The following is a 13904-nucleotide window of genomic DNA, read 5'->3' as shown; positions in this document are numbered from 1 at the left end:
GAACAACCTGTTTAATAAGCACTATTACACCTCCAGCGGCGGCAATCTGCGCGTGCGTGAAGGAGAAACCCGCAACCTGATGCTCGAGGCCAGCGTTGAATTCTGATTCGATATTTACCCCAGGCGCTCGACGTGCGCCTTCCTTGCTCGCCAGGATTTTGGCTGGTTTCCTGGTTCTAATAAGTAGCGCGGCGTGGGCGAAAACCATCACCGATATTGACGGCACTCGCGTTGAGATCCCCGATCGTCCACAGCGTATCGTGCTGGGCGAAAGCCGCATGCTGTATACGCTGGCGTTGCTCGAACCGGGCGATCCGTTTCAGCATATTGTGGCGTGGCCGCAGGATCTGAAAAAGTACGACAGCCAAACCTGGAACAGTTTTGCCCGCCAGTTTCCGCAGATGCTGAAAATCCCGTCGCTCGGTTCCGGCGGGCCCAACGCCATCAATCCCGAGCAGATTCTGGCACTGAAGCCGGACGTGGTGATTTTACCGAGCCTGGCGCGCTACGATGATGCCGACTTACGTTTGGTCACCATGCTGAAGGCGGCACAGATCCCGGTGGTGAAGATCGATTTGCGTGTGCATCTGCTGAAAAACACCCGCCGCAGCGTGGAAATTTTTGGTGAAGTGCTGAATCAGCAAGCGCGCGCGCAGGCGTTCAATCAATTTTACGATCGGCATATGCAGGTGATTCGTGAACGCTTAGCCACGTATCAGGGTGCAAAGCCTTCGGTGCTGCTGCAACTGCATCTCGGACGCCGTAACGAGTGCTGCGTGACGGCAATTAACGGCAGCCTCGGCGAATTACTTAACGCGGCGGGCGGCGACAACATCGCCAATAAAACGCAGCACGGCGTGTTTGGTCGCCTGAGTGAAGAAAGCGTGATTGCCGCACGACCGCAGTACTACTTTGCCACCGGTTTTGGCGATAATGCCTCGCAGGGTTTGCTGAAATTAGGGCCAGACGTGGCGCCAGAAACCGTGATCAGCAGTTTTAAACAGCTGACGGCGCAGCAAAAGGGTTTACGTGAATTATCTGCATTGAAAAATGGTCACTCGGCGGTGATCTGGATGAACTTTTACCTCAGCCCGTGGCACATCGCGGCGACAGAATTTATGGCTAAGTCACTCTATCCGCAGCTATTTGCGGACGTAGAACCTGAAAAGACCTTAAAGCAGATTTTCCATGATTTCTTACCGATTCCCTATATCGGTACTTATTTTATTAACATCCCGCCGGTGAACGATAAATAATCACTTCCGCTCCGCTTGTGATTAATCTGAAGCTCGCTAATCTTAAATTTGCAGCACGGGCATGGCGTTGAAGCAGTTATTTCCGCCATGCAACAACAACTCACGAGAGGATGTTTTATGGCTGAGCATAGAGGCGGTTCTGGCAATTTTGCTGACGATAAAAAGAAAGCATCAGAAGCCGGTAAAAAAGGCGGAGAAAAAAGCGGAGGGAGTTTCAAAGACGATCCCGCTAAAGCATCAGAAGCTGGTAAGAAAGGCGGCAAGAAGTAGCCAACCACGTTTTAAATAGTACATAACACCCTGGAAACCCGCCTGGGCACGGACGCCCTCAGAATTATCCCATTCAGTATTATCCTTCTGAAATAAATACCGTTAATAACCTTACGTAACTGCCTTCCATTAATAGCACCCTGACCTTGCCGTTTCGTCTTAATAAATCTGATTGCTCACTTTTTAACGTGACAAACATCACATTTATGCCAGGCTTAATTTATTCACTTCATGCGACAAGGAGATATATATGACAACGCAAGCCACCAAAAAAACCTTAATTACTGAAGCGTATCCGGTTCCGCCTTTTAAAAAGCAGACGCAACCGATGCCGGGTTTGGCGAGCAAAATGGATCCCCGTCCCGATCATGGTGAAACCAGCTATCGTGGTACCGGCAGATTGACCGGCCGTAAAGCGCTTATCACCGGCGGCGATTCCGGTATTGGTCGCGCCGTGGCCATTGCTTATGCCCGTGAAGGTGCCGATGTGGCCATTAACTTCCTGCCGGAAGAAGAAGCCGATGCGGCAGAAGTGGTGAAACTGATTGAAGCCGAAGGCCGCAAAGCGGTGGCGATTCCGGGCGACATTCGTTCAGAAGCGTTCTGCCAGAAGCTGGTCGATCAGGCCGCTGACCAGTTGGGCGGATTGGATATTCTGGTGAACAACGCCGGACGTCAGCAGTTCAACGAATCGATCCGCACGCTTTCCACTGAAGACTTTGACGCCACCTTCAAAACCAACGTCTATGCAATGTTCTGGATTACCAAAGCGGCGCTGAAATATCTGCCAGCGGGCTCCTCCATCATCAATACCTCTTCAGTGCAGGCTTATGATCCTAGTGCGATATTGCTGGATTATGCGCAGACCAAAGCCTCGATTGTCGCCTTCACCAAAGCGTTGGCAAAACAGCTGGGTAAAGAGCAGATTCGCGTTAATGCCGTTGCGCCTGGTCCATACTGGACCGCGCTGCAGGTAAGTGGCGGACAGCCGCAAGAGAAAGTGGAGAAATTTGGTGCATCCGCCCCACTGGGCCGTCCGGGACAACCGGCTGAAATTGCCCCGCTCTACGTCACCTTTGCGGATGTGAAAAACAGCTTCACTTCCGGCCAGGTTTGGTGCTCCGACGGCGGCACCGGCACGCTGTAATTATCCGTGGGGTCGCCATGAATGGTGACCCTACATTGTCCCGTTCAATCGCTCTGGAAACACGTCCCTCAGCCACTCAATAAACACCCGCAACCGCTGCGTCAGATGGCGGTTCTGCGGATACACCACATGAAACGGATAATTCGCCGGACGCCACGCCGCAAGAATCTCGACCAATTTTCCCGTCTGTAAATCGGCCGCCGCTGCGTAGCGGAAAGTCTGAATAATCCCTAATCCCGCAACCGCTGCCGCCAGATGTGCGTTACTTTCGTTAACGCCGATCCGATGCTCGCTCTTAATCTCCAGCTGCTCGCCGCCTTGCGTAAAACGAAACGGGAACGCCCTGCCGCTTTGCGGCGACAGATAACTCACCATGCGATGACCATTTTTCAGCTCCTGCGGATAAGCTGGCACGCCGTAGGTTTTCATATAGCCCGGCGCGGCGCAGGTAATCATCTCCGCATCCCCGAGATGTCGCGCCACTAGCGACGAATCGCTGAGCGGACCGCCGCGAATCACGCAATCGACATTACCGCTGATCAAATCCACCGCGCGGTCCGCAACGCCAAGATCGATACGGATGTCCGGATAGCGGGCGATGAAATCAGGCAGCGCCGGAATCAACACATCACGCGCGGTTGATCCGCCAATATCGATGCGCAGATAGCCGCCAGGTTTGGCGCTTTCCGCATTGAACGAGTGATCGATATCTTCCAAATCCCGCACGATGCGCAGTGCTTTTTCATAGTAATCGCGCCCTTCCGGCGTCACCGTCACGCGCCGCGTGGTGCGTTGCAGCAAGCGAATGCCGAGATGCGCTTCCAGTTCCTGCACCAGTTTGCTCAGCGTAGCGTTCGGCATGTCGAGTGAATCCGCCGCACGCGTAAAGTTGCCCGCTTCGACCACGCGCGCAAACGCCTTGATCGCCATTAACTGATCCATACTGTTTTCCGCTGCATTACATTATCCACACACAGGAATAGTCATTTCGATTTTACACCATTTATCAGCTAAGGCCGTGACGTTAGATTGCTTCTCATGCACTGCATCGCAGTCAGCAAAACCTCATCACACACTGGAGAAGCAAACATGAACGCACTTAACGGTAAAATCGCATTGGTAACCGGCGGCACAACCGGCATTGGTCTGGCATCCGCGCAGGAGTTGGCGGCACAAGGCGCACGCGTGTTTATCACCGGTCGTCGTCAAGCGGAACTTGATGCGGCAGTTGCCAGCATCGGTTCTAGCGCCAGCGGTATTCGCGCTGATGCTTCGGTGCTGAGCGACCTCGACAACGTCTATGCGGAAATCGCTAAACAAGCCGGCCGCCTCGATATCCTGTTCGCCAACGCCGGTGGCGGCGACATGCTGCCGCTCGGCGCCATCACCGAAGAGCATTTCGACCGTATCTTTGGTACCAACGTGCGCGGCGTGCTGTTCACCGTGCAGAAAGCGCTGCCGCTGCTGAGCGACAACGCCTCGGTAATCCTGACCGCTTCCACCACATCGGTTCAGGGCACCGCCGGATTCAGCGTGTATAGCGCCAGTAAAGCCGCAGTACGCAACTTTGCCCGCTCGTGGGCGCTGGATGTGAAAGATCGCGGTATTCGCGTCAACGTGGTCAGCCCCGGCCCGGTGCGCACGCCAGGTTTAGGTGGTTTGGTGCCTGAAGATCAGCAGCAAGGATTGTTTGATGCACTCGCGGCTCAGGTGCCGTTAGGTCGTCTTGGCGAACCCGGCGAGATTGGTAAAGTGGTGGCGTTTTTGGCGTCCGATGCGTCCAGCTTTATCAACGCCGCAGAATTGTTTGTTGATGGCGGTATGGCGCAGGTGTAACGCGTATCAGGTCGCCATAAATGGCGACCACGCCTTTTCTACGCCTCAACCACCGGAATCTCATCCAACTGGGTAAAGATGGCGATCCCCCTTTCCCTGCCAATCCGCACATCGTTATCCGCACCCTGTGAAGCACCTGGAATGCGCAGGATCGCATCGCAACAGTGAATCAAGCGATGCGCTACCGGATAGAGAAATGATTCACTGATTTCATCGCCAATCTTCTGCGAACCGGCCGCGCTTGCCAGTGGCAACGCCAGCCATTCACCAATCACCGGCATATGTCCGCGTTGGTAGACCTGCAGAGCAATCTGATCTAATTTCTTAATATTTTCATGAATTAACACTTCATTGCCGTTGGTGCCGCTGCGTACTGGTCCTGCGATAAGGATTAACATTGGGCTTCTCCAGAGATTCGATGTTTAGGGCAAGCGTTTTTTTGCGCGTTTCGCCCGACGTTTGATGACAAAATCTACGCTAGCATGCATAATCGTGCAGATACAAGCAAAAACATGAATGAGAAAATAATGCTCTCCAGTCAACGTAAACAGCAAATCCTCGCCATTCTGTTCGAGGAAAAACAAGTGATGTCGAGCGAGCTGAGCCAGCGTTTTGCGGTATCGGAGGACTCGATTCGCCGCGATCTGCGTGAGCTAGCCGCCGAAGGTTTACTGCAACGGGTGCATGGCGGGGCGCTGCCGGTTTCTGCGGCTATCGCACCATTTGAAACACGCAAAAGCGTGCAGATCAGCTCCAAGCGTCTTATCGCGCAGAAAGCGGTAGAGCTGATCCAGCCCGGACAAGTGGTGATTATTGATGGCGGTACCACCACCGCCGAGATGGTGAAGCTGCTGCCGTCGGATCTTGCCTTTACCGTGGTGACGCACAGTCCAAGCATTGCCGTGGCGCTGGTGGATTATCCGCTGGTTGAAGTGATCATGATTGGCGGCTTGCTGTATCGCCATTCTGTGGTTGCGGTGGGTGCGGCGGTGCTGGAAGCGATTGCGCGGATTAATGCCGATCTGTTCTTCATGGGCGTGACCGGCGTACACAAAACCGCAGGATTAACCACCGGCAATTACGAAGAAGCCAGTGTGAAACGCGCGCTTTCCGCACGCGCGGCTGAAACCGTGGTGATGGTATCGAATGAGAAACTGAATTCCGCCTCGGCGTTTGCCATCGGCGAGCTGTCTCTGGCGAGTACGTTGATTGTTGATACTCAACCCGATGACGAAATGTGCCAACTGCTGCGGAAAAAGCACATAACCGTGCTGTAACCGGCTATGCTTCGCTGCTGAAGAGACGATCTGCCACTTGATAATCAGGAGCTTAAAGATGTCTGAGAATCCCACCATTGCCCTTATTGGACCGGGCGCGATTGGCACCACTATCGCGGCGGCGCTGCATGAAGTTGGACGCACGCCAACGATTTGCGGGCGTACCGCACATCCGCAGCTGGAACTGCGTCACGACAGCGGAAACATTATCGTTCCCGGCCCGGTGCTCACCAATCCCGCCGAGATCGCGCAGCCGTTCGATCTGGTGTTTGTGGCGGTAAAAACCACTCAGGTTGAGGACACCGCGCCGTGGCTGGCAGCGCTGTGTAATGAAAATACCGTGGTGTGTGCGCTGCAGAATGGCGTTGAGCAGAAAAGCCAACTCGCGCCCTACGTCAATGGCGCGACCGTGCTGCCGTCGGTGGTATGGTTCCCGGCCCAGCGCGAACCGGATGCTTCGGTTTGGCTGCGCGAAAAGCCGCGCCTGACGCTGCCAGAAACCCCGCAGGCTGAACGTGTGGTTACGGCCTTAAAAGACACGCGCTGCGCAGTCGATCTCTCTGCCGATTTTCTTACCATCGCCTGGCGCAAGCTGCTGCAAAACGCAGTTGCCGGTTTGATGGTGCTGTCGATTCGTCGTGCGGGCATGTTCCAGCGCGAAGATATAACCGCGCTGGCGCTGGCCTATTTACAGGAGTGCCTGACGGTGGCGCGCGCCGAAGGTGCCGCGTTAAAAGATGAGGTGCCGCAAGAGATTGTCGAACGTTTCCACCGCGCACCGAGCGATTTAGGCACCTCGATCCTGGCCGACCGCCAGGCCGATCGTCCGCTGGAGTGGGATATCCGTAACGGCGTGGTGCAGCGTTATGGTCGGGCGCGCGGCATTCCCACACCGATCAGCGATGTGATTGTGCCGCTGCTGGCAGCCGGTAGTGAAGGTCCAGGCTGAATTACCCCACACTCTCCAGGTCGCCTTTTGGGCGACCACCAGCCTAAAATCATTAATTTCTGCAGATGAAGTAGTGTTTTATCCCGCCAACTTGCGGGATATAGAAATCTTTACTAGGGTTTGCGCTTCTTCTGCCTCTTATAGCTTTCTTTTCCATTGAAGAAATTACGGCTGCGAAAGCTATGAGATCGCACCATTTTCTAACCTGGGGAATATATGAGCACAGGAAATGATACACATACTTCAGCCACATCCAGTGGTTTAACCGTTGATGACATCACCGTCATCGACAACAAATTACTCAAACGCGCGGTCAGTGCCGCAGCGTTGGGTAACGCGATGGAGTGGTTTGATTTCGGCGTCTACAGCTATCTCGCCGTGATCATTGGTCAGGTGTTCTTTGCCGATGCCAGCGCTGCCGCGCAGTTGATCGCTTCGTTCGGTACCTTTGCTGCGGCATTTTTAGTGCGTCCGATTGGCGGCATGGTGTTTGGCCCGCTCGGCGATCGCATTGGCCGTCAGAAGGTGTTGGCGTTAACCATGATCATGATGTCGATCGGTACCTTCTGTATCGGTCTGATTCCGAGCTACGCCAGCATTGGTATCGCCGCGCCAATTCTGCTGCTGCTCGCGCGCTTATTGCAGGGTTTCTCTACCGGCGGTGAATATGGCGGTGCTGCCACCTTTATCGCGGAATACTCCACCGATAAGCGGCGCGGCTTTATGGGCAGTTTCCTTGAGTTCGGGACGCTGGGCGGCTATTTGCTGGGCGCCAGCCTGGTCACCGCGATGATCGCCTTCTTACCGCATCAAACCATGATGGATTGGGGCTGGCGTGTGCCGTTCTTCCTCGCTGCGCCGTTGGGTCTGTTCGGTTTGTATATCCGCTTAAAGCTGGAAGAGACGCCTGCGTTTAAAGATCACATGGATAAACGCGAAGAGATGGAGCACAACAAACCGCGCCTGAGCGTGTGGCAGATGCTGCGCGATCAGCGTAAACCGCTGCTGAAATGTATCGGTCTGGTGCTGCTGTTCAACGTCTCCAACTATATGTTGACTGCCTACATGCCGAGCTATTTAACCGGTGTGCTGGGAATGAGTGAATTATCCGGCCTGATGTTGGTGATGGTGATTATGTTTATCATGATGCCGCTGACGTTGATGTGGGGACATTTAACCGACCGCATTGGCCGCCGCCCGGTGATTGGTTTGGGTGCGCTGGGTTTAATTGTGCTGGCGATCCCGAGCTACATGCTGATTGGCTCTGGCAACATGCTGCTGGTATTTGCCGGATTGGCGATTCTGGGCTTGTTACATACCTGCTTCAGCGGCACCATGCCGGCAACGTTACCGGCGCTGTTTGTTACCGATATTCGCTACAGCGCGCTGGCGATTGGTTTCAACTTATCGGTTTCGCTGTTTGGTGGCACCACGCCGCTGATCACCGCATGGCTGGTGGATACCACGCACAATAATCTGATGCCGGCGTATTACATGATCGGTGCCGGGATTATTGGTTTGCTAACGGTATTAACCTTGAGTGAAACGGCGCGTAAACCGCTGAAAGGTTCATCGCCTGCGGTGGCGACAGAAGCAGAAGCGCATCGTTTGATCGATAAGCTGCGTAAACGCAAGGTTAAGCATAAATCGGCCTAACGGCTCAGCAACCGATATGCCAGTCAGTTAACGCTGACTGGCATTTTTTATGTGCCACCTTAAGTTTCGAACTTTGATCGCCGCTTTTCAGGTATCTCACAATGCTTGATTAGGCTTAATCATCGATGGTTATTACGGAAAAAGAAGCACTTTCGACGCTCGAGGGAAATATGTTCCTCGGTGAACTCCCTGAAATGATCAACAGTAAAATCGTTTTCTCTGGCTCAGGAAATGTCTTCATCTGCGAACCCGGCGTTAAGTTGTATAATTCAAGCATTGAATTTAATGCGAATAACTCGATAGTGTATTTAAGCTCAAGCCATTTCCCCTATCCGGTGACGATCATTATTCACTCGAACTCCATCTGTTATCTGGGAAGAAATAACTATATCAATGATAAATTGACACTCATTCTTTCCGAAGAGAAGCACATTTTTATAGGACATGATTGTTGTATTTCGCTCGGTATATGGATGCGTAACGCCGATCCACATTTAGTCTTTAATCAAGAAGATCACGTCAGAATTAATCATTCCAAAAGTATCTATATTGGTGACCATGTCTGGCTCGGTCAAAACGCCATGATTTTGAAAGGTTCGGTTATTCACTCGGGCAGTATTGTGGGTGCGATGAGCCTCGTGGCGGGTAAAACCATCCCCTCAAACAGCTGTTGGGGCGGCAACCCGGCGACAAAACTCAAAGATGAGATTTTTTGGTCTGGCGAATGCGTTCATTCCTGGACAGAAGAAATGACCAAAAACAATGATAATTGTCATCACGATCATTACACATTTGCAAATACGGGTGAGGTCGTCGATATCAGCGATTTTGAACGGCAGTTACAAGCCACCTCCCAAGCGACAGACAAAGTCAGATTATTGATTAAAACGCTGCTCAAAAATAATGCTAAAAATCGATTCTACGGATGATTTTTTAGAACTTACATACCATTACGGCGCGGCTTAATGTGCAAAACGACGCGCCGCAATCGGGTGCCATTTAGCCCTAACAGTCATTCATACGCTCAACCATCTGGATAACCGAAGCGTGACACATCAGCGTTCAAACAGATAATTTCCGAAACCCGCTTGAAATCCACTGCCTCACGCCAGAAAACGCCAAAATATCGACTATGATTTGTTGTCCGACCTAACTTTCATCCCAAATTATTTATCGTTTTCAGCCAGTAGCGAATCGCTTGATGTCGTCCATTGCCCCTGCGTGGGCTAAACGAGGCAATTGAATGGAATTCAGATCATTTGAAAAATCCTGGGGCGCTGAAATTCTTGCTGATGACAGCGTCCGTTTTCGTGTTTGGGCACCTGGGCAACAGCGCATCACCTTAAGACTTGCCGATAACGACGCAGCCATGCTCGAAGCAGGTGACGGTTGGTTTGCGCTGCAAGTCAGCGGCGTAGCGCCCGGCGCAGAGTATAACTTTGTGCTGGACGATGGCACGGTAGTGCCCGATCCCGCCGCACGTGCGCAAAAGGCGGACGTCAACGGCCCTTCACTGGTAGTCGATCCGCAAAGCTATCGCTGGCAGCACACCGCATGGCAAGGTCGTCCGTGGCATGAAACGGTGGTGTATGAAATGCACATCGGTACCTTCACGCCCGAAGGCACATTCCAGGCGGCGATAGCCAAATTGCCTCGGCTGGCTGAGTTAGGCATCACGCAACTGGAAGTGCTGCCGGTGTCGCAGTTCGGCGGCAATCGCGGTTGGGGCTACGACGGCGTGTTGCTCTACGCTCCGCATGCGGCTTACGGATCGCCGGATGATTTCAAAGCCTTTATCGATGCCGCCCACGCGCACGGTTTGTCGGTGGTGCTGGATATCGTGCTCAACCACTTTGGCCCGGAAGGCAACTATCTGCCGCTACTGGCGCCGGAGTTTTTCCACCAGGAGCGCATGACGCCGTGGGGCGCAGGCATTGCTTATGATGTCGATGCGGTGCGTCGCTACATCGTCGAAGCGCCGCTCTACTGGCTGCAGGAGTTTAATCTGGATGGCCTGCGTTTTGATGCCATCGATCAGATTGAAGATAGCTCCAGCAAGCATGCGCTGATTGAGATAGCCGAACGCATCCGTCAGGCCATTCCCGAGCGCCCTATCCATCTCACCACTGAAGATTGCCGCAACGTCATCTTCCTGCATCCGCGTGATAAACAGGGCAACGCGCCGCTGTTTACTGGCGAGTGGAACGATGATTTCCACAATGCGGTGCACGTATTCGCCACCGGTGAAACCCACGCTTATTACGAAGATTTCGCCGACGTGCCAGAGAAACGCGTGGCGCGCGTGCTGACCGAAGGCTTTGCTTATCAGGGTGAACTGTCGCCGCAGAGTGGACAGCGGCGCGGCGTACCGAGCGCCAGCCAGCCGCCAGTGGCATTCGTCGATTTCATCCAGAATCATGATCAGGTCGGTAACCGCGCGCAGGGCGATCGTTTGATCAGCCTGGCGGGCAGCGATCGTACCAAAGTGCTGCTGGCGACGCTGCTGCTATCGCCGCACATTCCGCTGCTGTTTATGGGCGAAGAGTATGGCGAAACCAATCCCTTCCTGTTCTTCACCGATTTCCATGGCGATTTGGCCAAAGCAGTACGTGAAGGCCGCGCGAAGGAGTTCACCGGTCACGCCGGGCATGACCAAGAAGTGCCGGATCCTAATGCGGAGCAGACCTTCATCCGCTCGAAACTTGACTGGAATACGCTGCAAACGCCGGCGGGTCAGAGCTGGCTGGCGTTAACGCGCGAGTTGCTGGCGCTGCGTCAGCAACATATCGTGCCGCTGCTGGCGGATGCGGGCGGCAACAGTGGCAAGGTGCTCGCCACGGCGGAAGGCTTTGTTGCCGTCAGCTGGCGTTTTCCGCAGGGCGAGCTGTCGCTGGCGTTGAATATCGGCAAGCAGACGCAACCTTTACCCACCATGCCAGGCCGCACGATTTTCGCCTGGCCGCAAGAAACTGAAGCATTATCACAAAACGCCATCGTGGTGCGTTTGGATCAGGGAGCAACAAAATGAGTATTCCAACCGCGACGTATCGCATTCAGTTTCGCAACGGCATGACGTTTGATCGCGCCGCGGCGCTGGTGCCCTATCTGCAACGCCTTGGCATCAGCCATCTTTACGCGTCGCCGATATTTAGCGCCACCGCCGAATCCACCCACGGTTACGACGTCATCGATGCCAATGAGATCGAACCGGCGATTGGCGGCCGCGACGGCTTTAATCGTCTGGTTGAGGCGTTGCAGGACGCGGAGATTGGCTTGATTCTCGACATCGTGCCGAACCATATGGCGGCCTCGCTGGAGAATGCCTGGTGGCGTGATGTGATCGAGTATGGCGAGAGCAGCCGCTATGCCAATCATTTTGATATCGACTGGACGCGCCGCCTGACGCTGCCGTTTCTCGGCGACAGCTTCGAGAACGTGCTGGAAAACGGTGAGCTGAGCATTAAAGCACATCCGCAAACTGGCCATCCCGCGCTGGCGTACTACGACAGCTTTTACCCGCTGACGCCCGCCAGCTGGCAGGATCGCGCCGACGAGGTGCTGGCGATCACCGATGCTAAAGCGATTGCCGAGCTGCATGAGCAGCAGCCGTGGCGCTTGATGAGCTGGCGCGATGCACGCAGCGAGCTCTCTTATCGCCGTTTCTTTGAGATCACCGGTTTAGTCGGCGTGCGCGTTGAGGATGAAGCGGTGTTTGCCGATTCCCATCAGCTGATTCTCGAGCTGGTGCGCTCGGGCGCGGTCAGCGGCCTGCGCGTCGATCACGTAGATGGCCTTGCCGATCCGCAAGGCTATTTGCGTCAGCTGCGCCAGGCCACCGGCCCGGATTGCTATATCACGGTGGAAAAGATCCTCGCCGAAGGGGAACAGATTCCTGCCGACTGGCCGATTTCTGGCACCACCGGCTACGAATTTATTGCTGCGCTGTCGCACGCGCTGGTCGATGATTCGCAGATCGATACCCTGCATCTGGCCTATGAAGCCACCACCGGACAACCCAACGACGTTGAGGGTGGACTGCGCGTGGCGCGCGAATTGATGGTCGATCGCAATTTCGCCGGTGAATTTGCGCGTTTACTCAAGCTGGCGACGCAGATTGCCGTTTCCGAACATCGCAACCTCGGTGAAGCGGAACTGCACGTCGCGCTGCGGGAAATCCTCATCGCCTTCCCGGTGTATCGCACCTATGGCCAGCAGGATGGCATGCCGCTGGAAGGCGAAGAGCTGCTGCAACAGGTGCTGGAAAGGGTGAAAAACAGCGCGTCGCCGACGGTGCTGAGTTTGCTGCAGGCGATGCTGCTGGGCGCGGTTTCCGAAGAGAGCGAAAAAGATGCGCATGAATTCCGCGTACGCTTCCAGCAACTGACCGGACCGCTGATGGCGAAGTCGGTTGAAGACACGCTGTTCTTCCGCAATCACGTCGCGTTAGCCATCAATGAAGTGGGCGCAGAGCCGCTGCCGCATGCCTTCTCGCTGGCGCATTTCCACAGCGAGATGCAAACACGGCTGCAGCAGCAACCCGATGGCATCTCTTCCACTTCAACCCACGACACCAAGCGTGGCGAAGATGCGCGTGCGCGGCTGTACACACTGAGCGAAGCGCCTGCGTTGTGGGCGGAACACGTGACGCGCTGGCGGCAGATTAATCAGGCGCAGGTGGTGGAGCTGGAAGATGGCGCCGCACCGGAACCGGCGGTGGAATGGATGCTGTATCAGGCGTTAGCCGGCGTGTGGCCGACCACCTTGAAGCCGCAGGATGCCAGCCAACTTGAAGAACGCTTTATTCCCTTTGTCGAGAAAGCGTTACGCGAAGCCAAGCTGCGCACCGATTGGGCAGAGAGCAATGAAGCCTACGAAAAGGCGGTGCTGGATTACGCACGCCATCTGCTTTCACCGGCCAATCAGCAGTTTCTCAGCGACTTCAGCCACGCGTTGCAGCCGTTTATTCAGGCCGGACTGATCAACAGCCTGACGCAAACGGTGATCAAACTCACCGCGCCGGGCGTGCCGGATATCTATCAGGGCAGCGAAGCGCTGGATTTCAGCCTGGTCGATCCCGACAACCGCCGCACGCCGGACTTTGATCTGCTGGAGCAGCAGCTTGCAGAGTCTGAATCTCCCGATTTCAACGATGCGCAAAACTGGCTGAGCGGCAAACTGAAACAACAGGTCATTGCCCGCCTTCTGCATCTGCGCCGCGATTATCCGCAGCTGTTCCGCGTGGGTGATTATCAGCCGCTGCAGGTTAGCGGCGAACATCAGGAGAAAGTCATCGCTTTTGCGCGTCAGGACAGCGACCACGCGTTGCTGGTGATCTTGCCGCGCCTGAGTTTCGATAACGCGCAGTGGACGCAAACCGAAGTGGTTCTGACCGAATCACTCGCCCATCGCCACTATCGCAACTTATGGACAGGTGCAAGCGTGGCGATTGGCGATTACATCGCGCTGGATGAGGCGGCCTCGAGTGCGCCGTTGGTGCTGCTAAGCAGCTGATG

At 54.7% G+C, this 13904-nt stretch carries 12 protein-coding genes; 10 read left to right on the top strand and 2 right to left on the bottom strand.

The window, feature by feature from the left end; all coding sequences use genetic code 11:
* The first annotated feature begins 143 nt into the window (after nucleotides 1–143).
* The 3 genes from RTM06_RS13210 to RTM06_RS13200 all read left to right on the top strand — a co-directional run bounded on the left by RTM06_RS13210 (nucleotide 144) and on the right by RTM06_RS13200 (nucleotide 2673).
* The gene (locus tag RTM06_RS13210; RefSeq protein ID WP_312182713.1) at nucleotides 144–1256 is read left to right on the top strand and encodes an ABC transporter substrate-binding protein; all 1113 of its coding nucleotides are present in this window, start codon (nucleotides 144–146) and stop codon (nucleotides 1254–1256) included.
* A gap of 117 nt (nucleotides 1257–1373) precedes the next feature.
* Complete coding sequence (locus RTM06_RS13205) at nucleotides 1374–1526, top strand: general stress protein (RefSeq protein WP_101761338.1); 153 nt, start codon at nucleotides 1374–1376, stop codon at nucleotides 1524–1526.
* Between the two features lie 250 nt (nucleotides 1527–1776).
* Complete coding sequence (locus RTM06_RS13200) at nucleotides 1777–2673, top strand: SDR family oxidoreductase (RefSeq protein WP_265302871.1); 897 nt, start codon at nucleotides 1777–1779, stop codon at nucleotides 2671–2673.
* 30 nt (nucleotides 2674–2703) lie between these two features.
* Here the strand turns inward: RTM06_RS13200 and RTM06_RS13195 are convergent, their stop codons facing one another.
* On the bottom strand, nucleotides 2704–3615 hold the full coding sequence (locus RTM06_RS13195; RefSeq protein WP_312182708.1) for a LysR family transcriptional regulator: 912 nt from the start codon (nucleotides 3613–3615) through the stop codon (nucleotides 2704–2706).
* Between the two features lie 147 nt (nucleotides 3616–3762).
* On the opposite strand from RTM06_RS13195, the gene RTM06_RS13190 reads away from it, so the two are divergent.
* On the top strand, nucleotides 3763–4509 hold the full coding sequence (locus RTM06_RS13190; RefSeq protein ID WP_312182706.1) for an SDR family oxidoreductase: 747 nt from the start codon (nucleotides 3763–3765) through the stop codon (nucleotides 4507–4509).
* Nucleotides 4510–4547: 38 nt separating this feature from the next.
* Here RTM06_RS13190 and RTM06_RS13185 read toward each other — a convergent pair whose 3' ends face one another.
* Entirely contained in the window at nucleotides 4548–4907 is a 360-nt protein-coding gene (locus RTM06_RS13185; protein ID WP_312182704.1) for an NUDIX hydrolase, read from the bottom strand.
* Nucleotides 4908–5021: 114 nt separating this feature from the next.
* Between RTM06_RS13185 and RTM06_RS13180 the strand changes: the two genes are divergently transcribed.
* The 6 genes from RTM06_RS13180 (at nucleotide 5022) to treY (ending at nucleotide 13902) form a co-directional block, all read left to right on the top strand.
* The gene (locus tag RTM06_RS13180) at nucleotides 5022–5786 is read left to right on the top strand and encodes a DeoR/GlpR family DNA-binding transcription regulator (protein ID WP_409455802.1); all 765 of its coding nucleotides are present in this window, start codon (nucleotides 5022–5024) and stop codon (nucleotides 5784–5786) included.
* Between the two features lie 58 nt (nucleotides 5787–5844).
* Entirely contained in the window at nucleotides 5845–6735 is an 891-nt protein-coding gene (locus RTM06_RS13175; RefSeq protein ID WP_312182701.1) for an oxidoreductase, read from the top strand.
* A 216-nt stretch (nucleotides 6736–6951) separates the two neighbouring features.
* Nucleotides 6952–8391, top strand: coding sequence for a glycine betaine/L-proline transporter ProP (proP, locus tag RTM06_RS13170; protein WP_312182700.1), 1440 nt, complete (start codon nucleotides 6952–6954; stop codon nucleotides 8389–8391).
* 125 nt (nucleotides 8392–8516) lie between these two features.
* Complete coding sequence (locus tag RTM06_RS13165; protein ID WP_312182699.1) at nucleotides 8517–9320, top strand: hypothetical protein; 804 nt, start codon at nucleotides 8517–8519, stop codon at nucleotides 9318–9320.
* 314 nt (nucleotides 9321–9634) lie between these two features.
* Nucleotides 9635–11419, top strand: a complete 1785-nt coding sequence (gene treZ, locus RTM06_RS13160; RefSeq protein WP_312182698.1) for a malto-oligosyltrehalose trehalohydrolase — start codon at nucleotides 9635–9637, stop codon at nucleotides 11417–11419.
* Entirely contained in the window at nucleotides 11416–13902 is a 2487-nt protein-coding gene (gene treY, locus RTM06_RS13155) for a malto-oligosyltrehalose synthase (RefSeq protein WP_312182697.1), read from the top strand. The genes treZ and treY overlap by 4 nt, the downstream gene beginning before the upstream one ends.
* The last annotated feature ends 2 nt before the right edge of the window (nucleotides 13903–13904 follow it).

This window comes from Pantoea sp. CTOTU46764 (assembly GCF_031974595.1).
Classification (GTDB): domain Bacteria; phylum Pseudomonadota; class Gammaproteobacteria; order Enterobacterales; family Enterobacteriaceae; genus Pantoea; species Pantoea trifolii.
This window is presented reverse-complemented; position numbering and strand designations above follow the sequence as displayed.

Coding starts and splice junctions, on each gene's coding strand:
- RTM06_RS13205 (WP_101761338.1), top strand. CDS start 1,374: ATGGCTGAGCATAGAGGCGGTTCTGGCAATTTTGCTGACGATAAAAAG.
- RTM06_RS13200 (WP_265302871.1), top strand. CDS start 1,777: ATGACAACGCAAGCCACCAAAAAAACCTTAATTACTGAAGCGTATCCG.
- RTM06_RS13195 (WP_312182708.1), bottom strand. CDS start 3,615: ATGGATCAGTTAATGGCGATCAAGGCGTTTGCGCGCGTGGTCGAAGCG.
- RTM06_RS13190 (WP_312182706.1), top strand. CDS start 3,763: ATGAACGCACTTAACGGTAAAATCGCATTGGTAACCGGCGGCACAACC.
- RTM06_RS13185 (WP_312182704.1), bottom strand. CDS start 4,907: ATGTTAATCCTTATCGCAGGACCAGTACGCAGCGGCACCAACGGCAAT.
- RTM06_RS13180 (WP_409455802.1), top strand. CDS start 5,022: ATGAATGAGAAAATAATGCTCTCCAGTCAACGTAAACAGCAAATCCTC.
- RTM06_RS13175 (WP_312182701.1), top strand. CDS start 5,845: ATGTCTGAGAATCCCACCATTGCCCTTATTGGACCGGGCGCGATTGGC.
- proP (WP_312182700.1), top strand. CDS start 6,952: ATGAGCACAGGAAATGATACACATACTTCAGCCACATCCAGTGGTTTA.
- RTM06_RS13165 (WP_312182699.1), top strand. CDS start 8,517: ATGGTTATTACGGAAAAAGAAGCACTTTCGACGCTCGAGGGAAATATG.
- treZ (WP_312182698.1), top strand. CDS start 9,635: ATGGAATTCAGATCATTTGAAAAATCCTGGGGCGCTGAAATTCTTGCT.
- treY (WP_312182697.1), top strand. CDS start 11,416: ATGAGTATTCCAACCGCGACGTATCGCATTCAGTTTCGCAACGGCATG.